The organism is Neisseria sp. DTU_2020_1000833_1_SI_GRL_NUU_006 (genome assembly GCA_032388755.1).
Classification (GTDB): Bacteria; Pseudomonadota; Gammaproteobacteria; order Burkholderiales; family Neisseriaceae; genus Neisseria; species Neisseria sicca_C.
In genome coordinates, this window is record CP135593.1 from 323,010 (window position 1) to 344,310 (window position 21,301).

At 51.3% G+C, this 21,301-nt stretch carries 19 protein-coding genes, 3 tRNA genes and 1 pseudogene; 14 read left to right on the forward strand and 9 right to left on the reverse strand.

From position 1 onward, the window contains the following. Window positions 1–147 precede the first annotated feature (147 nt). Window positions 148–720 (reverse strand): 1,6-anhydro-N-acetylmuramyl-L-alanine amidase AmpD, encoded by a 573-nt coding sequence (gene ampD, locus RSJ68_01485; protein ID WNU98327.1) that lies wholly within the window; start codon window positions 718–720, stop codon window positions 148–150. 128 nt (window positions 721–848) lie between these two features. On the opposite strand from ampD, the gene mltG reads away from it, so the two are divergent. Beyond that, on the forward strand, window positions 849–1,844 hold the full coding sequence (gene mltG, locus RSJ68_01490) for an endolytic transglycosylase MltG (protein WNU97466.1): 996 nt from the start codon (window positions 849–851) through the stop codon (window positions 1,842–1,844). Between the two features lie 80 nt (window positions 1,845–1,924). Here mltG and recJ read toward each other — a convergent pair whose 3' ends face one another. From recJ to RSJ68_01505, 3 genes are all read right to left on the reverse strand, one after another. Further along, entirely contained in the window at window positions 1,925–3,625 is a 1,701-nt protein-coding gene (gene recJ / locus RSJ68_01495) for a single-stranded-DNA-specific exonuclease RecJ (GenBank protein ID WNU97467.1), read from the reverse strand. Between the two features lie 146 nt (window positions 3,626–3,771). Then, entirely contained in the window at window positions 3,772–4,047 is a 276-nt protein-coding gene (locus tag RSJ68_01500) for a DUF1289 domain-containing protein (GenBank protein ID WNU97468.1), read from the reverse strand. Between the two features lie 407 nt (window positions 4,048–4,454). Continuing rightward, window positions 4,455–4,826, reverse strand: a complete 372-nt coding sequence (locus tag RSJ68_01505; GenBank protein WNU97469.1) for an adhesin — start codon at window positions 4,824–4,826, stop codon at window positions 4,455–4,457. 542 nt (window positions 4,827–5,368) lie between these two features. On the opposite strand from RSJ68_01505, the gene RSJ68_01510 reads away from it, so the two are divergent. Continuing rightward, a complete protein-coding gene (locus tag RSJ68_01510; GenBank protein WNU97470.1) occupies window positions 5,369–6,637 on the forward strand; it encodes an Nramp family divalent metal transporter in 1,269 nt (422 codons plus the stop codon). A gap of 229 nt (window positions 6,638–6,866) precedes the next feature. Here the strand turns inward: RSJ68_01510 and RSJ68_01515 are convergent, their stop codons facing one another. Continuing rightward, on the reverse strand, window positions 6,867–7,331 hold the full coding sequence (locus tag RSJ68_01515; GenBank protein ID WNU97471.1) for a universal stress protein: 465 nt from the start codon (window positions 7,329–7,331) through the stop codon (window positions 6,867–6,869). 193 nt (window positions 7,332–7,524) lie between these two features. Here RSJ68_01515 and RSJ68_01520 point away from each other — a divergent pair, with 193 nt between their 5' ends. The 5 genes and pseudogenes from RSJ68_01520 to pncB all read left to right on the forward strand — a co-directional run bounded on the left by RSJ68_01520 (window position 7,525) and on the right by pncB (window position 11,588). Beyond that, window positions 7,525–8,301 carry a tRNA threonylcarbamoyladenosine dehydratase gene (locus RSJ68_01520; GenBank protein ID WNU97472.1) on the forward strand — a complete coding sequence of 259 codons (777 nt, stop codon included), beginning with the start codon at window positions 7,525–7,527 and terminating at the stop codon, window positions 8,299–8,301. 37 nt (window positions 8,302–8,338) lie between these two features. Continuing rightward, entirely contained in the window at window positions 8,339–8,761 is a 423-nt protein-coding gene (locus RSJ68_01525; GenBank protein ID WNU97473.1) for a hypothetical protein, read from the forward strand. Window positions 8,762–8,866: 105 nt separating this feature from the next. After that, the gene (locus RSJ68_01530) at window positions 8,867–9,754 is read left to right on the forward strand and encodes a ScpA family protein (GenBank protein ID WNU97474.1); all 888 of its coding nucleotides are present in this window, start codon (window positions 8,867–8,869) and stop codon (window positions 9,752–9,754) included. A gap of 220 nt (window positions 9,755–9,974) precedes the next feature. Further along, window positions 9,975–10,124 (forward strand): annotated as a pseudogene (locus RSJ68_01535) (branched-chain amino acid transport system II carrier protein). 240 nt (window positions 10,125–10,364) lie between these two features. Then, on the forward strand, window positions 10,365–11,588 hold the full coding sequence (gene pncB, locus RSJ68_01540) for a nicotinate phosphoribosyltransferase (GenBank protein ID WNU97475.1): 1,224 nt from the start codon (window positions 10,365–10,367) through the stop codon (window positions 11,586–11,588). 387 nt (window positions 11,589–11,975) lie between these two features. Here the strand turns inward: pncB and RSJ68_01545 are convergent. Then, window positions 11,976–12,052 (reverse strand) — tRNA-Pro (locus RSJ68_01545). Window positions 12,053–12,302: 250 nt separating this feature from the next. Between RSJ68_01545 and RSJ68_01550 the strand changes: the two genes are divergently transcribed. The 3 genes from RSJ68_01550 to RSJ68_01560 all read left to right on the forward strand — a co-directional run bounded on the left by RSJ68_01550 (window position 12,303) and on the right by RSJ68_01560 (window position 14,798). After that, the gene (locus RSJ68_01550) at window positions 12,303–13,682 is read left to right on the forward strand and encodes a mechanosensitive ion channel (protein ID WNU97476.1); all 1,380 of its coding nucleotides are present in this window, start codon (window positions 12,303–12,305) and stop codon (window positions 13,680–13,682) included. Next, entirely contained in the window at window positions 13,682–14,131 is a 450-nt protein-coding gene (gene nudB, locus RSJ68_01555; protein ID WNU97477.1) for a dihydroneopterin triphosphate diphosphatase, read from the forward strand. Before RSJ68_01550 ends, nudB begins: the two co-directional genes overlap by 1 nt. Window positions 14,132–14,264: 133 nt before the next feature. Beyond that, a complete protein-coding gene (locus RSJ68_01560; GenBank protein WNU97478.1) occupies window positions 14,265–14,798 on the forward strand; it encodes an inorganic diphosphatase in 534 nt (177 codons plus the stop codon). Between the two features lie 216 nt (window positions 14,799–15,014). Here the strand turns inward: RSJ68_01560 and RSJ68_01565 are convergent. Both RSJ68_01565 and RSJ68_01570 read right to left on the reverse strand, forming a co-directional pair. Then, window positions 15,015–15,089 (reverse strand) — tRNA-Glu (locus RSJ68_01565). Window positions 15,090–15,107: 18 nt separating this feature from the next. Further along, window positions 15,108–15,184, reverse strand: a tRNA-Arg gene (locus tag RSJ68_01570). 118 nt (window positions 15,185–15,302) lie between these two features. Here RSJ68_01570 and RSJ68_01575 point away from each other — a divergent pair. The 3 genes from RSJ68_01575 to thiD all read left to right on the forward strand — a co-directional run bounded on the left by RSJ68_01575 (window position 15,303) and on the right by thiD (window position 18,809). After that, window positions 15,303–16,706, forward strand: coding sequence for an exonuclease domain-containing protein (locus tag RSJ68_01575; protein WNU97479.1), 1,404 nt, complete (start codon window positions 15,303–15,305; stop codon window positions 16,704–16,706). 209 nt (window positions 16,707–16,915) lie between these two features. Beyond that, window positions 16,916–17,713, forward strand: coding sequence for a Cof-type HAD-IIB family hydrolase (locus RSJ68_01580; protein WNU97480.1), 798 nt, complete (start codon window positions 16,916–16,918; stop codon window positions 17,711–17,713). Between the two features lie 289 nt (window positions 17,714–18,002). Further along, window positions 18,003–18,809 (forward strand): bifunctional hydroxymethylpyrimidine kinase/phosphomethylpyrimidine kinase, encoded by an 807-nt coding sequence (gene thiD / locus RSJ68_01585; protein ID WNU97481.1) that lies wholly within the window; start codon window positions 18,003–18,005, stop codon window positions 18,807–18,809. A gap of 79 nt (window positions 18,810–18,888) precedes the next feature. Here the strand turns inward: thiD and RSJ68_01590 are convergent, their stop codons facing one another. Next, complete coding sequence (locus tag RSJ68_01590) at window positions 18,889–19,770, reverse strand: carbohydrate kinase (GenBank protein ID WNU97482.1); 882 nt, start codon at window positions 19,768–19,770, stop codon at window positions 18,889–18,891. Between the two features lie 458 nt (window positions 19,771–20,228). On the opposite strand from RSJ68_01590, the gene alr reads away from it, so the two are divergent. Then, on the forward strand, window positions 20,229–21,287 hold the full coding sequence (gene alr, locus RSJ68_01595; protein ID WNU97483.1) for an alanine racemase: 1,059 nt from the start codon (window positions 20,229–20,231) through the stop codon (window positions 21,285–21,287). Window positions 21,288–21,301: the final 14 nt, after the last annotated feature.

Here is a 21,301-nt window from a genome sequence, read left to right on the forward strand (position 1 = left end):
AGTAAGTTCGTCGGAGTCGGACACGGATTGTCCCGTATGGATGCTCGATTATAACGAAAATAAACTTTTCTGACAGCAAATGCCGAGAATGATAGCCCAAAATCGGGCCAGGTCGTCTGAAAAATGCTATATGGCATTTTTGAGCGATTAACGGACAACCGGGAAACCTGCTGCCTGCAATCTTTGCCAGTCGAAAAAGTGTCCGGGGTCGGTTTTGCGGTCAGGGGCGATGTCCTGATGGCCGGTAACAGCGGTGATGGGGTAATGCCCGACCAACGCTTTCAGCAGGGTTTCCAGCGTTTGATATTGTGCTTCAGTAAACGGCTCGAAATCGCAGCCTTCCAATTCGATACCGACCGAAAACGCATTGCACTTTTCGCGTCCGCGAAACGACGACACGCCCGCGTGGTACGCCATATCGTCGCAAGAAACGAACTGCACCGCCTCGCCCTCGCGGGTGATCAGAAAATGGCTGGAAACGCGCAAGGTGTGGATGACGCTGAAAAACGAATGTTCGTCGGGGTCGATGCGGTTGGTAAACAGCTTTTCCACCGCGCCCGTCCCATATTCGAAAGGCGGTAGCGAAATATTGTGTAAAACCACCAGCGACACGGCTTCTGATTCTGCCCGCGGCTCGAAGTTCGGAGAAAACGCGCGGCGTGCAGGCTGCCACCAGCCTTGTTGCCAGTCAATGTCTTGGCATTCGGACGGAAGATTCATATTCAGACGACCCTTTATTTCAGACGACCACTGAGGCGGAAAAAACATACGTCGGGCGGGCGCACAGGGAAGAAGGCGCGCATTTCGGTTATACTGTCGCACGACGTTCACAAATCAAAAATCCTACCATGCTGAAAAAAATGTTGAAATGGTTTGCGGTATTTTTTGTTGCCGTTGCCGCCGTGTTCGCCGCCTTGCTGTTCGTTCCTAAAGACAACGGCAAAGCATACCGTATCAAAATTGCCAAAAACCAAGGCATCTCTTCCGTCAGCCGTACGCTTGCCGAAGACGGGGTCGTTTACAACCGCCACGTTTTGGTCGCAGCCGCCTACATGATAGGCGCACACAATAAACTCAAAGCAGGCTCATACCGCCTTCCTTCCAATATTTCCGCATGGGGCATTTTGCAGAAAATCCGCAGCGGCAGACCTGATGCCGTTACCGTTCAAATCGTCGAAGGTTCGCGTTTTGCCACGATGCGTAAAATCATCGACAACACCCCCGACATCGAACATAAAACACGCGGCTGGAGCGATGCGGAACTCATGCAGGCAGTTGCTCCAGATGCGCTCAGCAGCAACCCGGAAGGCCAGTTCTTCCCCGACAGCTACGAAATCGACGCAGGCAGCAGCGATTTGCAAATCTACCGAACCGCTTATCAAACCATGCAGCGTCGTCTGAACGACGCTTGGGAGGATCGTGAAAGCGGATTGCCCTACAAAAATCCGTATGAAATGCTGATTATGGCGAGTTTGATTGAAAAAGAAACCGCCCACGAAGACGACCGCGCCCATGTTGCTTCCGTATTCGTCAACCGCCTCAACATCGGCATGCGCCTGCAGACTGACCCGACCGTGATTTACGGCATGGGCAGCGCGTACAAAGGCAAAATCCGAAAAGCCGACCTCCAGCGCGATACGCCGTATAACACCTACACCCGCAGCGGCTTAACCCCGACCCCCATCGCCCTGCCGAGCAAAGCCGCCCTTGAAGCCGCCGCACATCCGTCGAATGAAAAATACCTCTATTTCGTCTCCAAAATGGACGGCACCGGCTTGAGCCAGTTCAGCCATAATTTAGAAGAACACAATGCTGCCGTGCGAAAATATATTTTGAAGAAATAGGTTGAATTAAGCCTCAAAAGCATAAAGGTCGTCTGAAACCCGATTTTCGGTTTCAGACGACCTTTTATCTTTCGCAAGCCTTAAGCAGCTTCCCAGTAATCGATGTAAAGCTGCAATTCCATCTGATTGCGCCATTCGTTTGCCACGGGGCGGTAAACCGTACGGATGTATTCGGGGATGTCTTCGCTACACCGCCAGAACATGGCTTCAAATTCGTAGCCGTCTTTTTGCAGCCAGACTTTTTTGTGTTTGCCCTCCGCGCCCAAAGGCTGTTGGCGGATGACGTGAAATTCGTCGGTAAAGCTCGGCGGCGCGAAGCCTTGTCCCCAAACATGGCGGGCGAGGTTTTGCGCCTGTTCCAACGTGATGTCGCAGGCTTTCAAGCTGCCGTCGGTGATAAAAGTTTGCGACAAGTCGTCTTCGCACACCATTTCGCGCACGGCTTCTTCAAAGGCCGTCTGAAACGCGGGAATGTTGTGTTCGAGTATACTCAAGCCCGCCGCCATCGCGTGTCCGCCGAATTTCAAAATCAAATCGGGGTGGCGCTTGGACACCAAGTCCAAAGCGTCGCGCAGGTGCAGGTTGGGAATGGAACGCCCAGAACCGCGCACTTCGCCGTTGTCCGCCGGAGCGAACACGATGGTCGGGCGGTAGAAGCGGTCTTTGAGGCGGCTGGCGACGATGCCGACCACGCCTTGATGAAAATCGTCGCGGTAGGCGACCAGGGTCGTCTGACCTGAAGGCAGGGTTTCGGGAAAGGCGTTCAACGCGTCTTGCAGCATGGACTGCTCGATTTCGCGGCGTTCGATGTTGAGGTCGTTTAACTGCGCCGCCAATGTCTGCGCTTCTGCATCGTCGCGCGCCAACAGGCAGGCGATGCCGACCGACATATCGTCCAGCCGTCCGGCGGCGTTGATGCGCGGCCCCAGTGCAAAACCCATATCGAAAGGCTGAGCTTTGCGCCAGTCGCGCCGCGCCACTTCAAACAGGGCGCGGATGCCGGGCCGCATTTTGCCGGAACGCATCCGTTTCAAACCTTGCGACACGAGGATACGGTTGTTGTGGTCGAGGGGAACGACATCGGCGACGGTGCCGAGTGCGACCAAATCCAAAAGTTCGCCCAGATTCGGCTCTTTAAGGCCGTCTGAAAAATAATCGCGGCGGCGCAATTCGGCACGCAGCGCCATCAATACATAAAAAATCACACCCACGCCCGCCAGACTTTTACTTGGGAAGCCGCAGCCTTTTTGGTTCGGATTGACGATGATGCAGTCGGGTACGGTTTCAGCGGGCAGGTGGTGGTCAGTTACGATCACGTCCAAACCCAATTCCTGCGCCCGCGCCACGCCTGCGATGCTGGCAATGCCGTTATCGACCGTAATCAACAAATCCACGCCTTGCGCGGCGGCGATTTCGGCGAGTTCGGGCGTCAAGCCGTAGCCGTGTTCGAAGCGGTTGGGTACGAGGAAATCCACCGCCGCGCCCATCGCCGCCAAGCCGCTCATGCCGACGGAACACGCGGTCGCGCCGTCGGCATCGTAGTCGGCGACAATCAGGATTTTTTCATTGCGCTCGATGGCATCCGCTATACGGCGGGCGGCGGCTTCGCAATTCGTCAGCGATTGATAAGGCAGAAGGCCGGCGAGTTTGTCGTCCAATTCGGCGGGACTCTGCACGTCGCGCGAGGCGCACAGGCGGGCGATTAAAGGGTCGGCGCCGGCGGTGAGCAAATCATCGAGGACGTTTTGGTTGACGGGGCGGGTTTGGATTTTGACGGGCATGGTGTGTGGACGGGGTATAGTTGTATTTGAGGGGATGTATTTTAAGGCGGGAAAGGTCGTCTGAAAACCTAAAAGCAAACCAAAATCTACTGCTTGGGTTCAGACGACCTTTTATTGTGAAAGAGAAGGGGAACCTCTTTCTCGTTTTAAGTTTCCGGGACAAAGTTGTCGTCAAACAAATTGTCCTGCTGTATTTCTTCCCGTTCTTCCTGTTGTCTCAGCAAATCGAGTTTTTTGTTGCGGATTTTGGTTTTGCGCATATGCAGCAGGCGCATGACTTGGTGTTTTTGATCGTCCGTCATCTGCTGCCAATACAATCTCTCTTCGCGGCTGCGCAGGCAACCTTTGCAATAGCCTTTTTCGTTGGCTTCGCATACGCCGATGCAGGGGCTGGGGATGGGGAAGAAATCAGGTTGTTCCATGATGAAGGTGCGGAAAGGTCGTCTGAAAGAGTATAGCCAAGGTGCAGGGTTTCGGCCAGGTATGGTTGTCGTTCAGACGATTGATGGTCTATTTTAATTGCTTTTAATTGCTTATGAGATATGTTCTCTTATTTTGATGTTCAAAGTGTTATAGGGCGTCATGATGTTTTTAATTTTATCGTTACAGAATAATAATGTTCTCATCCATTAAATTTAAAACTCAAAAAAGCTTAGCTTGACGATACGCCGACTGTGCTGAATCCATCCGAAATTTGCTTATTTTACACGATCGGATAAGTAGCTGAAATCGGATTGGGAGATTTTGAAAGGACAGATAAAACGAAAGGTCGTCTGAAACCTTTTTTAGGTTTCAGACGACCTGTTTTAAATCTCAAATCGTTCCGTTATTAACGGTCGATGTTGACGGGTTCGCAGTTTTTCACGATGAAGCGGTTGCGTGAGTCGGTTACACCCACAACTTCAGAGGTTGTGTGGGTGTTGCGGTCGATGTAACCCGCAGACATAGAAAAACCGCGTTTGTTGGTGAAGGTTGTACCGGTGCTGTCAGAGTGGCTTTTATCAACGCGCAGGCTGATTACTTTGCCGGCTGCATTTGCGGACGCGCCTACTGCTTTGCCACTGCGGTCAAATTCGTAAACGACATTCAGTTTTTTACCGTTGTCGCATTTGTAAGGAACGTAGCCGGCAGGAGCGGCAGCGGCAGTCATGGAAACACCGGCGGTCAGTACGGCTACAATAGCGGCAGATAAGAATTTCATCTGGTATTACTCCATAAAAAAGATTGATGTGTGGCGTGGACTACCCGGCGCCATCTTTGCTTTGAAAGCAGAGCATATTTTATCCCTTCGCAAAAAATATACAATATGCTGATATGCAAAGCTGTACTAAGAAATTTTCGGGAAGGGTTATTCTGGTTGAAAAAATCCAATAAGTTGAAAATTTATCTTAATGAAATTATTAAATTTATTTTTTTATCTATAACATTCAGATATTTAGATTATTGAAAAAGGCTGTTGTACAAGCCGGAAAGCTTTTTTCCAATACGCAGCTTTAAATCATATACAGATGATAGTGTTGTTTTTCGGTCTCAGTTCGGATTTAATATAAAAAGCGATACAAGGTCGTTTAAAAAAGTTCCCCGACCATAAAATGCTGATGATTGGAGATTTTCGATTCGGTACAGCTTATTTTTAAGATGTTCCGGCATGAAATATCCAAAATGTCTGTTAGATAATCTCTTGATTTACGTTAAAATATGATTTTTTTTGTGAAGGTCGTCTGAAAAAGACGGAGAGAATAGATGTCTGAACAACTTACACACGCTTCGACTTGGAAAAGCAAAATCAACGCGCTGGGGCCCGGAATCATGATGGCCTCGGCGGCGGTCGGCGGTTCGCACCTGATTGCCTCGACGCAGGCGGGCGCGCTTTACGGCTGGCAGCTTGCGTTGATTATCATTTTGACCAACCTCTTCAAATATCCGTTTTTCCGTTTCAGCGCGCATTACACGCTGGATACGGGCAAAAGCCTGATTGAAGGCTATGCAGAGAAAAGCCGCGTTTATTTGTGGGTATTCCTGATTTTGTGCGTTATCTCGGCAACGATTAACGCGGGTGCGGTCGCCATCGTGACCGCCGCCATTGTCAAAATGGCGATTCCTTCGCTGACGCTGAATGTCGGCGCAATCTCCGCGCTGATTATGGCTTCCTGCCTGATTATCTTGGCGAGCGGACGCTACAAAGCCTTGGACAACGTTTCCAAAATCATCATCGTCAGCCTGACGATTGCCACAGTTGCCGCCGCTGCCATCGCCATGTCGCGCGGCATGCAGATGAAACCCGACTTTATCGAGCCTACCCCATGGACACTGGCAGGCTTGGGCTTCCTCATCGCGCTGATGGGTTGGATGCCTGCACCGATTGAAATTTCAGCGATCAACTCGTTGTGGGTAACGGAAAAACAACGCATCAATCCTTCCAGCTACCGCGACGGTATTTTCGATTTCAACGTCGGCTACATCACCAGCGCAGTGTTGGCGGTCGTCTTCCTCGCCTTGGGCGCGTATGTGCAGTACGGCAACGGGGAGGCAGTGCAAATGGCGGGCGGAAAATACGTCGGTCAACTGATTAATATGTACGCCGTCACCATCGGCGACTGGTCGCGTCCGATGGTCGCATTCATCGCCTTCGCCTGCATGTACGGTACAACGATTACCGTAGTGGACGGCTACGCGCGCGCGATTGCCGAGCCGGTGCGCCTGCTGCGCAGCAAAGACAAAACGGGCAACGTCGAACTCTTTGCCTGGAACGTTTGGGTCGCAGGTACGGGCTTGGCAGTGATTTTCTGGTTCAACAGCGCGATGGCAGAGCTGCTCAAATTCGCCATGATTACCGCCTTCGTTGCCGCTCCCGTGTTCGCTTGGCTGAACTACCGCCTCGTTAAAGGCGACGAACGCCACAAGCTGACGGCAGGCATGAACTTCCTCGCCATCCTCGGCTTGATTTACCTGACCGGATTTACGGTATTGTTCCTATTGAATCTGACCGGCATCTTGGCTGCACCTAAGTAAGCCCAATCAAAACAAAGGTCGTCTGAAAACCGGATTTTGGTTTTCAGACGACCTTTTTGTTATGGGTTTGGTTTGGGGAAGAAGTTATTTATTGGTATAGGTGAATGATATTACGAAGTTCATGATTATAATCAATAATTCGTAAAACCTATTTGAAATAAGATGAAAGAAGGTCGTCTGAAAATCTTAGTTTGAGATTTCAGACGACCCTCTTCAGTAGGGCAGCCCCTTACGCTTCTTCCGCTTTGCTGCGGATAATCAGAAGCGGCAGGTGGCTTTGGCGCATAACGGTTTCGGCGAAGCTGCCCATCAGGAGGTGCATCAGGCCGGTGCGGCCGTGTGTGCCGAGTACCAGCAGGTCGGCGCCGTTTTCATCGGCGTAATCGACCAAATCCTGCGCCATTTCGCGTGCGCCTTTGTTGGCGACCAGCAGGTGTTTGACAATGTTTTCCACGCCGTTTTCGCGGGCGGTTTTTTCAGCGAAGTCCAAGACTTCGTTGCCTTGGGCGACGGCGGCGGCCTCGTAGCTTTCGTGTTGCAGGAATTCGGGGGCGAGCGCCATGTATTCGGCGGGGTTGGCGACGTGTACCAAAGTCAGGCGGGCGTTGTTGACGCTTGCCAACTCGGCGGCGTGTTTCAGGGCGTTGAGGGAAGTTTCGCTGCCGTCAACGGCTACAACCAGATGTTTGTACATAGTTCAATCTCCTTTTTGCGCCGCAGGCGGCACTTTGTTGGATGCGGTTGGGAGGGGTCAGATATGAAACGATTATAGACTCTTTCGGGCTGCTGAAACAGTCCGTCTGCTTTCCAGTATAATATGTGTCGCATTCGTCCGCAGCGTTTTGCGTTGATTTTCATTCATTTATTGATATATCACAAGGTTGGGTATGAACGACACCGTTTTTCTTCCTTCGCGCCGTTTCGGCGGTATTGCCAGACTCTATGGAGATGAAGCACTGGCGCGGTTTTCGCGCGCGCACGTCTGCGTGGTCGGCGTGGGCGGGGTAGGCTCTTGGGCGGTGGAGGCTTTGGCGCGGACGGGCATCGGTCGTTTGACCTTGATTGATTTGGACAACGTCGCCGAGTCCAATGTCAACCGCCAGCTTCATGCGCTGACCGACGATTTCGGCAAGGCGAAGGTAACGGCGTTGCGCGAACGCATTGCCCAAATCAATCCGAAATGCGAAGTGGAGGAAATCGAGGATTTTGTGACGGAAGACAATCTGGAAACGCTTTTCAGACGACCTTTCGACTTTGTGATCGACGCGATAGACCAAGTGCGCGTCAAGGCGGCGATGGCGGCTTATTTTGTGCAACACAAACAGCCGTTTATCCTGAGCGGCGGCGCGGGTGGACAGAAAAATCCGGCGTTGATTCAAACCGCCGATTTGAGCCGCGTTACCCACGACCCGCTGCTTGCCAACCTGCGCTACACCTTGCGCAAACGCTACGGCTTCAGCCGCGATACCAAAGAAAAAATGCGCGTGCCGTGTGTGTTCTCGACTGAAAACATTACGCCGCCGCAATCGGGCGAAGCGTGTTCGACCGATACTGCGCCGCAAGGGCTGTCCTGCGCGGGCTATGGGGCGAGTATGCTGGTGACGGCTTCGTTTGGGCTGTATTGTGCGCAGGCGGCGGTAGAACATATTGCGGGACGGAAGTGAGAGGAACCGATTTTTTAAAACCTATTTTATCGCCAGCTTGATTTATGCGGTGTGGTTCGGCGTGTTGATGTATGCCGTCGATCCGATGTTTGGCGAAATGGGATGCGACATGCAGTCGGGAGATTATTTGTGTTTTCAGGACGGCTCTCAGCGGCCGTTTACCAATTTCCTTTATCCTTTCCTGTCCGTTCCGATATTCAGCCTTTTGCACGCTGCCATCATGAAGTGGCGCAAACGCTGCTCGGTCGGGATGATTTGGTTTTTGGTCGGCTGCGAGTGGCTGCTGCTATTGGCTTGGATAATTGCGATGCTGGTGCGCGATGGCTTTGTGTTTTCCCGTGATGCCGTTACGGTACTGATCGGTTCGTTTTTCGCCGTTTTGCCGCTGCTGGGCATGGCGTCGGCGCAAACGCTTGCCATTGCCATCGCTTCTTTGAAAAGCCAACGCAAAAAAGGCTGATTTTTGTTTTGCCGCACTCGTTTGGGCGAAGCCCGCTGCGTTTTCAGACGACCCCGTTATTGATTAACCACCCATCAAACCTAATAAGAAAAAGCTCCTCTAATCATGCCTTCAGAACACCTTATCTCTTCCGCTGCGGCAACGTCGTCTGAACACACTGTCGCGTGGGTATTCGGCCAACCCGTAACCGATTTGCCGCAGGATTTGTTTATTCCGCCCGATGCGTTGAAGGTTGTCTTAAGCAGCTTCCAAGGGCCGTTGGATTTGCTGCTTTACCTTATCCGCAAACAGAATATCGACGTTCTCGATATTCCGATGGTGAAGATTACCGAGCAATATCTGCACTATATCGCCCAAATGGAAGCGTATCAGTTTGATTTGGCGGCGGAATATCTTTTGATGGCGGCGATGCTGATTGAAATCAAATCGCGCCTGCTGCTGCCGCGTCCCGAAGAGGTCGAGGATGAAGAGGCGGACCCGCGTGCCGAGCTGGTGCGCCGCCTTTTGGCTTACGAACAGATGAAGCTGGCGGCGCAGGGTTTGGATGCGTTGCCGCGCGCGGGACGGGATTTTGCTTGGGCGTATCTGCCGTTGGAAATCGCGGTCGAAGCGAAGCTGCCGGAGGTGTATGTCGCCGATTTGACGCAGGCGTGGCTGGGCATTTTGTCGCGGGCGAAACATACGCGCAGCCATGAAGTGATTCAGGAAACCATTTCCGTGCGCGCGCAGATGACGGCGGTTTTACGTCGTCTGAACGAGAGCGGGATATGCAAATTCAGCGATTTGTTCAAACCGGAGCAGGGCGCGGCGTATGTGGTCGTCAATTTCATCGCGCTCTTGGAGCTTGCCAAAGAAGGTTTGGTCCGCATCGTCCAGCCGGACAGCTACGGCGAAATCGAAATCAGCCTGAAACAGGAAAATTTAGAACGCCCGGAAGCGGAAGAGGGCATTTCAGACGACCCCGCCGCCGACGTTGAAGGCGAAACGGCATGATGATTTCACGCTTGGCAAACCCATACCCATTTCCATCAACTGCCCTTTATATAGTGGATTGACTTTAAATTAGGACAAGGCGACGAAGCCACAGACAGTACAGATAGTACGGAACCGATTCACTTGGTGCTTCAGCACCTTAGAGAATCGTTCTCTTTGAGCTAAGGCAACGCCGTACCGGTTTAAAGTTAATCCACTATAAACAAACAGGTACGAATTTATGAACAGTGTTTCCCCGTTCAACCGTAAAGCCTCGCTGTGGGCGGTCGGTTTGATGTTGTTCGCTTTGTTTTTCGGTGCGGGCAATCTGATTTTCCCCGCTTATCTCGGACAACAGGCGGGGGAAAGCTGGTTCTCTGCCATCAACGGCGCACTGCCGCTTTACAACGTCGGACTGGGCTGGCTGCTGCCCGCAACCGTCGGCTTTATTTTAGGGTGCATCCTGAACGCCGCGCTCAAGAAAAAACATAAGGCTTAAATCACAAAACAAAGGTCGTCTGAAAGATTTCAGACGACCTTTTCAACGCTTCTCCAACCAAAAAAAGTAACACCCGCCCGTCTAACCGTGTTCTAATAATGCTTTACATTTACGCTGAACGAGAGAAAAGCCATGACCGCACCTCAAACGCCCGTTATCCGCTCCCTGCTCGACACCGACCTGTACAAGTTCACCATGCTTCAGGTGATACTGCACCAATTCCCCCAAACCCACAGCCTTTATGAGTTCCGCTGTCGCAACAAAGACATGGTTTACCCGCTTGCCGACATCCAAAGCGACTTGGAACGAGAGCTCGACGCACTCTGCCAACTGCGCTTCACCCACTACGAACTCGACTACCTGCGCAGCCTGCGCTTCATCAAAAGCGACTTTGTCGACTATCTCGAACTCTTCCAACTCCAACGCCGCTTCGTCAAAGTCAGCCCCGACAATGAAGGTCGTCTGAACATCCGCATCGAAGGCCCCATGATTCAGGCGATGTTCTTTGAAATCTTCATCCTCGCCATCGTCAACGAACTCTACTTCCGCCGTCTCGAAACTCCCGCCGTCATTGAAGAAGGCGAACGCCGCCTCCAAGCCAAAGCGCAACGCCTTAAAGAAATCTCCGCCGCGCAAAATCCCGACGATCCGCCATTCCTCATTTCCGACTTCGGCACCCGCCGCCGCTACACCCTCGACTGGCAGGAACACGTCATCCGCACCCTGCTTGAAGCCGCCCCCGACATCGTGCGCGGTACCAGCAACGTTTATCTTGCCAAAAAAATCGGCATCACCCCCATCGGCACGATGGCGCACGAGTTCCTCCAAGCTTTCCAAGCCCTCGACGTGCGCCTGCGCAATTTCCAAAAAGCCGCCCTCGAAAGCTGGGTACACGAATACCGCGGTGACCTCGGTATCGCATTAACCGACGTGGTCGGCATGGACGCCTTCCTGCGCGACTTCGACCTCTATTTCGCCAAGCTCTTCGACGGTCTGCGTCACGACAGCGGCGACCCCTATGTATGGGGCGACAAAGCGCACGCCCACTACAAAAAACTCAAAATCGACAGCCGCACCAAAATGCTGACCTTCTCCGACGGTCTGGACATCGAACGCTCGTGGGCATTGCACCAATATTTCAAAGACCGTTTCAAAACCAGCTTCGGTATCGGTACCAACCTCACCAACGACATGGGCCATACCCCGCTGAACATCGTTTTGAAACTCGTCGAGTGCAACGGTCAGTCCGTCGCCAAACTCTCCGACTCTCCGGGCAAAACCATGACTACCAACAACACCTTCCTCGCCTACCTGCGTCAGGTGTTTGACGTTCCCGAGCCGAAGGCGGAGGATTGATTAACTGAAAACGGCAAGAGGTCGTCTGAAAACCTTGATTCGAGGTTTTCAGACGACCTTTTTATCAGACAAATTGACAACACGACAATCATCCCAAGCAGCAATCCACCCCTACTCCGTTATAGGTTTCCTGTACGGCGGTTGCCGTCTTTTCTGCCTTTTCATTTATAGTGGATTAAATTTAAATCAGGACAGGGCGACGAAGCCGCAGACAGTACAGATAGTACGGAACCGATTCACTTGGTGCTTCAGCACCTTAGAGAATTGTTCTCTTTGAGCTAAGGCGAGGCAACGCCGTACCGGTTTATAGTTAATCCACTATATAAAATTTGAGATAGGCAAAGACAAAAAACAGCCCGGTCAAAAATGACCGGGCTGTCGAATTTTTGGTCGGAGTGAAAGGATTCGAACCTTCGACCCCTTGCACCCCATGCAAGTGCGCTACCAGACTGCGCCACACTCCGACTCGATAAGTTTCGGATTATAGTTTTCTTGTCCGGCTTTGGCAAGAGTGAAGCCTGACGGTTTCGGCTATCTGTTTGAAGCCGCTTTGAATTTGTTTGGCGTCAGGCAGGACGTGCAGGAGGAATATTTCACATCTGATTTGAATCAGCGATATTTTTCAGAAGACATTCAAATGGCAAACGGATGTGGCGGAATTTTTCGGCTGCTATATAATTACAGCTTTTTATTTTTAATGAAAAAATAGGGCTGATGGATAATATTTTGCATGAATTGTTTGCGCGTCAGGCGTTTACGTCGAGTTTGGTGGAGCGCAATTTCGGACAGGTTTCGGGCTGGATTGAGCTGATCGGCGTGTTGATGCTGATGGCGGCGACGTATTGGCTGTCAAACCGACTCAAAAGCCGTTATTTCTTTGCAGAACAAGGTAACTTCGCGCTATTGCGGCATATCGGCAGACGGATTTTGTGGCCGGTGCTGATGATGATTTTCGGTGCGGCGGCTTTGTTTATCTGCAACCTGACGGAGTTTCGAGCGGTATGGCTGCATCTGCTGATTTTGGCGGCGCGCTGGATGATTCTGATTCGGGTGAGCGTGGCGGTTGTTAATGCCGCTTTGCCGCAGAACAGGCTGACCGATTGGTTGGAGAAATCGGTCTCCATGGTTTTGTGGGTAGGCTTCGTGCTTTGGCTCTCGGGCTTGGACGATAAGATTTTAGAGATGCTGGACGCCATCAGTTTCTCGGTCGGCTCGGGCAGACTCAGCCTTCTGATGATTTTGAACGGGATTTTGTGGGTTGGACTGCTGATGATAGGCGCATCGTGGCTGGCGCGCTTTATCGGCGAACGTTTGGATAAAAGCAGCTTGGACACCAATCTGACCATGATTTTGTCCAAAATTATCAAAACGATGATGATGGTTTTGGCGGTCTTGATTGCGCTGCCGCTGGTGGGGATTGATTTGACCGTATTGTCGGTGTTCGGCGGTGCATTGGGTGTCGGTATCGGTTTCGGTCTGCAAAAAGTGGCGAGCAACTACATTTCGGGTTTCATCATTTTGGGCGACCGCTCGATCCGCATGAACGACCGTCTGACGGTCAATAACTTTACCGGCTATGTCACCAAAATTACCTCGCGTTTTGTCGTGTTGCGCAATGCAAACGGCACGGAGGCGCTGATTCCGAACGAGACATTCGTTACTTCAATGGTGGTTAACGAATCGTACACCAGCCGCGAATTACAGCAGGCATTCAATATACAGGTCGCCTATCATTCCGACTTGATTAAAGCTTTGGAAATCATAAAAAGCGCCGCCGCCGTACAATCCCGCGTATCAGAAAATCCTGTACCTTTGGCAGTAGTTACCAATTTCGGCGACAACGGTATTGATTTGCGCGTGACATATTGGGTAAAAGATCCTGAAAACGGCTTTGCCGCGCTGCAATCGGCGATTTTTCTGGATATTTGGCGGCAGTTTAACGAACACGGCATCGAATTTCCTTATCCGCAGCGCGAAATCCGCATCTTGAATGAAGAACTGGAGCCGAGCAGTATCGCCATGATTAAGGCGGGGATGCAGGCGCGCAGCGATACCAAATCCGATCCTGCGATGGATTCCGGCGGAGACGATTGATGGCAAAGCCTTTGAAGTATCCCGTGTCCGCACTGGTTGTCCTGCATGATGCCGACGGCCATATCCTTTTAATCGAACGCACTTCGCCTCCAGGTTTTTGGCAGTCGGTAACCGGCAGCATCGAGCCGGACGAGACCATAGAGGAAACCGCCAAACGCGAAGTTTGGGAGGAAACCGGCATCCGCCTTGCGGACGGGCAACTCTGCAACTGGTACGAGAGCACGGTTTACGAAATCTACCACCACTGGCGGCACCGCTATCCGAAAGGAGTGTTTGAAAACCGCGAACACATCTTTTCCGCCGAAATCCCGCGCGATTCGGCTATTATTTTGCAACCCGACGAACACGTCGCTTACGGATGGTTCGGCATAGAGGGAGCGGCGGAAAAAGTGTTCTCCCCGTCGAACAAAAGGGCGATTTTGGCATTGGGAAAAAGGTTGGGGAAATAGAACTGGCCTGATTGCTTAAAGGTCGTCTGAAAGAAGGAATTGCGTTTTCAGACGACCTTTTTGCGCATTTTCAGTGAGTCTTTTGTTTGCTATACTTCCGCCGTTCAAACTTCCGTAAAATAAAGGAAACCAAATGGCAGACTTCAATAAAATCTTGACTCCGGGCGATGTGGACGCAGGTATCATCAACGTCGTCAACGAAATTCCCGCCGGCAGCAACCACAAAATCGAATGGAACCGCCGCCTCGGCGCATTCCAACTTGACCGCGTCGAACCCGCGATTTTCGCCAAACCGACCAACTACGGCTTCATCCCGCAAACCTTGGACGAAGACGGCGACGAATTGGACGTATTGCTGGTTACCGAACAGCCCTTGGCGACAGGCATCTTCTTGGAAGCGCGTGTCATCGGTGTGATGAAGTTTGTCGATGACGGCGAAGTGGACGACAAAATCGTCTGCGTCCCCGCCGACGACCGCAACAACGGCAACGCCTACAAAACCCTTGCCGATTTGCCGCAGCAGCTGATCAGGCAAATCGAGTTCCACTTCAACCACTACAAAGACCTGAAAAAAGCAGGTACAACCAAAGTCGAATCTTGGGGCGATGTGGAAGAAGCAAAAAAAGTAATTGAAGAATCCATCGAACGTTGGAATAAACAGGCTTGATGTTTTATTTCAATAAATAAGGAAAGGTCGTCTGAAAATGGTTTTCAGACGACCTTTTGATTGGAATAGGAGCAAGAAATAATACTGAAAAGTTTTGTATGGTAACGTAGAAAGAAACAAGTCAGTTGCTGCCTGCCCTAGGTATTCAAGATGGCGGTTATTCAAGATGGTTCAAAAACTAAAGCCTTGCTAAAACAGCAAAGCTTTAACCAAATCTGGCACGCCCACGGGGAATCGAACCCCGGTTACCGCCGTGAAAGGGCGATGTCCTAACCGCTAGACGATGGGCGCGGATAAATAAATTTTGTTTGGCGCACCCGGAGCGATTCGAACGCCCGACCCTCTGGTTCGTAGCCAGATACTCTATCCAACTGAGCTACGGGTGCGCTGTAACAAAGATTGGGATTATAGGGAGGGGGGGGGATTCTGTCAAGGGTGTTGTTGGAAAATAAACAGGGAAAGTGTAAAATGCGCGGCTATTGATTGAATTTACAGGAAAATAAAATGGAAAGCGTTTCTCGCTGGCCGTTGTTGCAGAAGGCGTTTGCCCGTTTCGGGAGGCCTGTGGTTGTGGTGGATTTGGAATCTACTGGCGGGAATCTGTATCAAGACAGGGTAACGGAAGTTGCTTTGCTGCGTTTCGACGGACAAAGCGTATGCCGTTACGAGTGGTTGGTGAATCCGTGTAAGCCGATTCCTGAATTTGTCGCGCAACTGACGGGTATCAGCGATGAGATGGTGAGAACGGCTCCGTTGTTTGCGGAAATTGCTTTACAGTTGTTGCCGCTTTTACGGGGAGCCGTGGTGGTGGCGCATAACAGCCGTTTCGACTATACCTTCCTGCGCCATGAGTTTCGCCGTGCCGGTATTGATTTTGCTGCGCCTGCTTTGTGTACCGTCCAGTTGTCGCGACGCCTTTATCCTGAGTTTTACAAACACAATTTGGACAGCATTATCGAACGAAACAGAATTGCAGTGGAAAACCGTCATCGTGCGATGACCGATGTCTTGGCTTTGAGCGATTATTTGGAACACAGCTTGCGCGAAAAGAATACAGAAGATTGGGATAATTACTGCCGGTCTTTGATGAATCCGAAAATGCTGCCGAATTGGGTAACGGATGCTTTGGCGGCGCAGCTTTATGCGTTGCCGGACAGCGAAGGTGTGTTGGTCTGGTTTGACGCATTCGGCAAGGCGCAGGCGGTAGTTGCATTGGAGAAGGCGTATAGCGAAACGGCAGAAATGCTGCATGGTAAAAAAGTGCCGCTTTATTTGAAGGCTGCGGCTTCCGTGCGTTTTATTCCTGCGTTGGGCAGTCTGCATTCGGTGTGGCTGAAGGCGCAGGCGATGAGGGAATATGGTATCCGTCCGCCTGAACGAGTCGTTTCCAAGCCTACTGCATTTTCTACTGTTCGTTTTTCTCACGACGAACACGGTGTTTTGCAGGCAAGGATTGTACCTTTGGACAACGGCAGCCGAGCTGTCCGCCCGTATGGGTTGTTCATCCATAAAAAAGCTGCCAAACGCGCGCTTAATAGTTGGGCGTTGGAAAACAGACTTTGTCCTGATGCCTTGAATATCCTGCCTGTTACAAATGGAAAAGGTGTGCCGTGTCCTGTCCAAGCGGTCGGGCAATGCGACGGTGCTTGCCGTACCGAGGATAGGATAGAAGCGCAAAACGGACGTATCCGCGAATTGGCGCATTTGTTGCCCGTTGCAGACTGGGGGAGGGCGCATGAGGTGGAGATTACGGAAACGGACGGCTTATCCGGAAAAAGCATCACTTTGCGTTGTGCCGGCGGGGCGATTGCTATGCCGGACGGCGGCTGGTACTTTGATGACAGTCTGCCCGCTTTGCTGAAAATGAAATTCAGGCGGGAGCGGGAAAGCGTCAAAATCATTGCTTAATGTAATAATGGCGAAAATGGAATAAGCAGGTTTCAGACGATCTCTGATAACCTGCTTATTTTTTAATCAGGTTTGTTTTTCTCTTGGGAATCAATATGAAGTAGGATTTATACACAGCTTGTTTACATCATTGCATGTAGAAATTGTGCATTGTTCCTGTCATTGCACGTTACAATATAGGTCGTCTGAAACCGATTGTATGCCTGATAATGAATATGCCAAAAATTATTTTTTTCGATATTGATGACACGTTATACCGAAAATATACCGATACGCTTCGCCCGTCCGTTGCTAAAGCGATGGAGGTATTGAAAGCGCGGGGTATTTTGACGGCGATTGCGACGGGGAGACCGCCTGTGGCCATTCCGGGTAAGGTGAAAACCCTGATACGCGACAGCGGCATTGATATGCTGGTTACGATTAACGGGCAATACACGACGTTTCACGGAGAGGTGTTGCAGGCTTATCCGATGATTGAGGTCGAAGTTGAGCGGATGTGTGCATTTTTTGACAGTCAATATATTGATTATGCTTTCGTAAATGATGCCGAAATTGTCGCATCGGCTGCCGGCGAAAGGGTGAAAGAAGCCTTGTCGCACATCCTGCCTGCTTTTGAAGTGGATAAAGAATATTTCCGCAAACAATCGGTTTATCAGATGCTGGTGTTTGCAGACGATGCCCAGGAGCAGGAGATTATCGGAAAAATTCAATCCGAAGGCTTCAAATCCGTGCGTTGGCACGAGTCTGCGCTGGACATGCTGCGCCGCGAAGGTTCAAAAGCAAGAGGCATTGCACATGCAGTAGAAAAGTTGGGCATAGGCATGGAAGATGTTATGGCTTTCGGCGACAGCTTTAATGATTTGGAAATGCTCTCATCCGTCGGCTTCGGCGTAGCCATGGGAAATGGCGAGGCTGCGGCGAAGGCTGCGGCGAAATTTATTGCGCCGAGTGTAGATGAAGATGGCGTGTACAGGGCTTTGGTTGAATTAGAAATTATTGATGGATAATGATTTATTTAGAGTTAGGTCGTCTGAAAAGCAGGTTTCAGACGACCTCTCTGTTGGAATAATAAAAAGTCGGCATGGGGATTTCGGGCTGAGTCCAGGAAGATTATAAAAAGATATCCCGAAAATCTCCCATTTCAAACCGCGATAAACCAACTAAAATACAGCTGTAAATATTTCGTTGTAACAATAAAATAAAAATAAAACACCGTCTGAAAACAAGAATGATGGGTTTTCAGACGACCTTCAAACCGCTTCCTAAATTGTCCAACCAAGAAACAGGAGAAACCAAATGGAAGAAACATTTGTCCAAACGCTGACCATCGCCGGCTCGGATTCCGGCGGTGGGGCGGGGATACAGGCGGATTTGAAGACGTTTCAGATGCGCGGCGTGTTCGGCACCAGCGTGCTGACCGCCGTGACCGCGCAAAATACGCTCGGCGTATCGGCGGTGCATCTGATTCCGACCGACATCATCACTGCTCAAATCGAAGCCGTCCGCTCCGATTTTGAAATCCGCGCCTATAAAATCGGGATGCTGGGTACGGCGGAAGTGATTGAATGCGTTGCCGAAAATCTGAAAAAATGCCGTTTCGGCAAGCGCGTCCTTGATCCGGTGATGATTGCCAAAGGCGGCGCGCCGCTGTTGCAGGACTCCGCCGTTGAAGCGATGAAACGCCTGCTTCTGCCTGATACCGACATTCTGACGCCGAACCTGCCCGAAGCGGAAGCCTTGGCGGGCGTGCGCATTGAAAACCGCCAAGACGCGGAACGCGCTGCCAAAATCCTGCAAGATTGCGGTGTGAAAAACGTGGTGATTAAAGGCGGGCATTTGGGCGACAGCCGCAGCGAATACTGCACAGACTGGCTGTTTACGCCGGATGATGTGTTTGAATTTACCGACCGCCGCTTCCCGACGGCGCATACGCACGGTACAGGCTGCACGTTCTCCGCCTGTATCGCCGCCGAGCTGGCAAAAGGTTTCGAGACACTCAAAGCCGTGCAAACCGCCAAAAAATACATTACCGAGGCGATTCGCAACCCTTTGAACATCGGCGCGGGACACGGTCCGGTCAATCATTGGGCTTATCGGGATTGAGGGATATGGAAAGGTCGTCTGAAAACAGAAAATCCGTTTTCAGACGACCTTTTGTTGTGGCATCCGTTGATGACAAACATCAAGCCGGATTCATGAAGCTTTCGATTTCTTGTAAGGAAATGTCGGGCGTCGCGCCGTGTCTGGAGGCGACTAGGGCGCCGAGAGCGCAGGCGAAAGTGATGGCTTCTTGAGGCTCGGCATTGTTGAGCAGTTTGTAAGTCAGTCCTGCTAAGAAGCTGTCGCCGGAGCCGACGGTATCGGCGACTTTGATGCGGAAGCCGCAGTGGCGGTAGAGTTCGCCGTCTTTGTATAAAATCGCGCCGTGTCCGCCTAAAGTGACGCAGATGGTTTGTGCGCCGGTCAAGCGGTTGAGGTAGGCGATGTTTTGTTCGATGCTGTGGTAGGGAGAGCCGTAAACTGCGGACAGTTCGTACAATTCGTCGTCATTGAGCTTGAGCATATCCGCACGCTTCATGGTGGCGAGCAGGCGGTCGGTGTCGTAGTGGGGTTTGCGCAGATTGACGTCGAAGATTTTGAATTTGGCTTTTTCCATCAGTTTGTCTAATGCCGCACGGGAAATCTCGTCGCGGGTGGCAAGGCTGCCGAACACGAAGGCATCGGATTCGGCGACACGCTGCAAGGCGGCATCTTCGACGATGATGCGGTCCCACGCGCAGGGATATACGATTTCGTATGACGCGCTGCCGCATTTGTCCAAGATGACTTTGACAAGGCTGGTATCGCATTCTTTGCACACTTGCAGCAGGTCAGTATTAACGTTTTTCGCTTGGATTTGGCGCAGCAGCTCTTCGCCGTCGGCATCATCGCCGCGGCGGCTGATGATGGCGGTATCGACCCCGAAGGATTGCAAACGGACCAAAACGTTCAGCGGCGCACCGCCCAACACTTTGCCGCTTGGAAAATCGTCCCACAACACTTCGCCGAAACTGGTTACTTTCATTTTAGACCTTCCTTGCTTTGAGTTGATTGGATGGAACTGCTGCGCTGCGTACGGCTTACCTATCATGTATTTGTAGTAAAACTCCAATACTTAGGCGCGTAAGTATTATGTTTTAAAATCTACCGACTGACAAGCAATCGTAGGCTTATCCGTCAGGAAGTTTGATTCATCACAATATTGCGTTACAGGCGGCCTGATTCGGCAAATTAGCAGGGTTTATTTTTCTTTCATTTTATAAGTGCTTTGGGAAGGGGATATGCTGATTTTTGAAATTTAAATACAAATCGGCAGAATATGTTTGAACAGACGGGCCATATATTCCAATTTTCTTCATTTCATTACGATATTTAAAAACCCTCTCTTTAAGCCTATAATGTGGTCGTTAAAAATACCGAAAGGTCGTCTGAAAACGTGAGTATCCATTTTCAGACGACCTTCATTAACAGAAAGAACAAATCATGCGTCCATTAAATGCCCGAATCCGCTTGGACAATCTGCGCCACAATTACCAAACCCTGAAACAGATTCACGGCGGCAAGATGCTTGCCGTCATTAAAGCAGACGCTTACGGACACGGCGCGGTACGGTGCGCCCACGCATTGTCTGACCTTGCCGACGGGTTTGCCGTCGCCACCGTGGACGAAGCCGTCGAATTGCGCGAGAGCGGCATTAGCAGTCCCATCGTATTGCTCGAAGGCGTGTTTGAAGCGTCGGAATACGCTACCGTCGATAAATACAATTTGTGGCCGGGCATCGGCAGCCAATGGCAACTCGAAGCCTTAATCGCCCATCATTGGCAGAATCCCGTTAAAGTCTGGCTCAAAATGGATTCCGGTATGCACCGCGCCGGCTTCTTTCCGCACAATTACACTTCCGCCTACACCGCCCTGAAACAATGCAAACACGTTGACAGCATTGTTAAATTCAGCCATTTTGCCTGCGCCGACGAACCCGACAACGGCATGACCGAAATGCAGCTTGAAGCCTTTGATTTGGCGTGTGAAGGCTTGGAAGGCGAAGAAAGCCTTGCCAACTCCGCTGCCATCCTGAACGTTCCCGAAGCTCGCCGCGACTGGGGTCGTGCCGGTCTGTCACTTTACGGCATTTCTCCGTTCGGCGGCGTGGACGAACGTCTGAAACCCGTCATGCGCCTGACTTCCCGCGTATTCGGCGAACGCGTCCTACAACCTCATTCTCCCATCGGCTACGGCGCGACGTTTTACACCAGCAAGTCCACCCGCGTCGGTCTGATTGCCTGCGGCTACGCCGACGGCTATCCGCGCCGAGCCTCGACCAACTCGCCCGTTGCCGTCGAAGGCAAACGCAGCCGCATTATCGGCAGGGTGTCTATGGACATGATTACCGTCGAACTCGATGCTTCCAAAGAAGGTTTGGGCGCGGAAGTTGAACTGTGGGGCGACGTTGTCAATATCAACGAAGTCGCCGAAGCTGCCGGTATGATTCCGTATGAAATCCTTTGCAACGTTAAACGCGCAAAGTTTACTTATAGCGATTGATTGAAATTTGACGA

What these genes read in the sequence shown, in the direction of transcription:
- ampD (WNU98327.1), bottom strand. Translation starts at nt 720, where the DNA reads ATGAATCTTCCGTCCGAATGCCAAGACATTGACTGGCAACAAGGCTGG.
- mltG (WNU97466.1), top strand. Translation starts at nt 849, where the DNA reads ATGCTGAAAAAAATGTTGAAATGGTTTGCGGTATTTTTTGTTGCCGTT.
- recJ (WNU97467.1), bottom strand. Translation starts at nt 3,625, where the DNA reads ATGCCCGTCAAAATCCAAACCCGCCCCGTCAACCAAAACGTCCTCGAT.
- RSJ68_01500 (WNU97468.1), bottom strand. Translation starts at nt 4,047, where the DNA reads ATGGAACAACCTGATTTCTTCCCCATCCCCAGCCCCTGCATCGGCGTA.
- RSJ68_01505 (WNU97469.1), bottom strand. Translation starts at nt 4,826, where the DNA reads ATGAAATTCTTATCTGCCGCTATTGTAGCCGTACTGACCGCCGGTGTT.
- RSJ68_01510 (WNU97470.1), top strand. Translation starts at nt 5,369, where the DNA reads ATGTCTGAACAACTTACACACGCTTCGACTTGGAAAAGCAAAATCAAC.
- RSJ68_01515 (WNU97471.1), bottom strand. Translation starts at nt 7,331, where the DNA reads ATGTACAAACATCTGGTTGTAGCCGTTGACGGCAGCGAAACTTCCCTC.
- RSJ68_01520 (WNU97472.1), top strand. Translation starts at nt 7,525, where the DNA reads ATGAACGACACCGTTTTTCTTCCTTCGCGCCGTTTCGGCGGTATTGCC.
- RSJ68_01530 (WNU97474.1), top strand. Translation starts at nt 8,867, where the DNA reads ATGCCTTCAGAACACCTTATCTCTTCCGCTGCGGCAACGTCGTCTGAA.
- pncB (WNU97475.1), top strand. Translation starts at nt 10,365, where the DNA reads ATGACCGCACCTCAAACGCCCGTTATCCGCTCCCTGCTCGACACCGAC.
- RSJ68_01550 (WNU97476.1), top strand. Translation starts at nt 12,303, where the DNA reads ATGGATAATATTTTGCATGAATTGTTTGCGCGTCAGGCGTTTACGTCG.
- nudB (WNU97477.1), top strand. Translation starts at nt 13,682, where the DNA reads ATGGCAAAGCCTTTGAAGTATCCCGTGTCCGCACTGGTTGTCCTGCAT.
- RSJ68_01560 (WNU97478.1), top strand. Translation starts at nt 14,265, where the DNA reads ATGGCAGACTTCAATAAAATCTTGACTCCGGGCGATGTGGACGCAGGT.
- RSJ68_01575 (WNU97479.1), top strand. Translation starts at nt 15,303, where the DNA reads ATGGAAAGCGTTTCTCGCTGGCCGTTGTTGCAGAAGGCGTTTGCCCGT.
- RSJ68_01580 (WNU97480.1), top strand. Translation starts at nt 16,916, where the DNA reads ATGAATATGCCAAAAATTATTTTTTTCGATATTGATGACACGTTATAC.
- thiD (WNU97481.1), top strand. Translation starts at nt 18,003, where the DNA reads ATGGAAGAAACATTTGTCCAAACGCTGACCATCGCCGGCTCGGATTCC.
- RSJ68_01590 (WNU97482.1), bottom strand. Translation starts at nt 19,770, where the DNA reads ATGAAAGTAACCAGTTTCGGCGAAGTGTTGTGGGACGATTTTCCAAGC.
- alr (WNU97483.1), top strand. Translation starts at nt 20,229, where the DNA reads ATGCGTCCATTAAATGCCCGAATCCGCTTGGACAATCTGCGCCACAAT.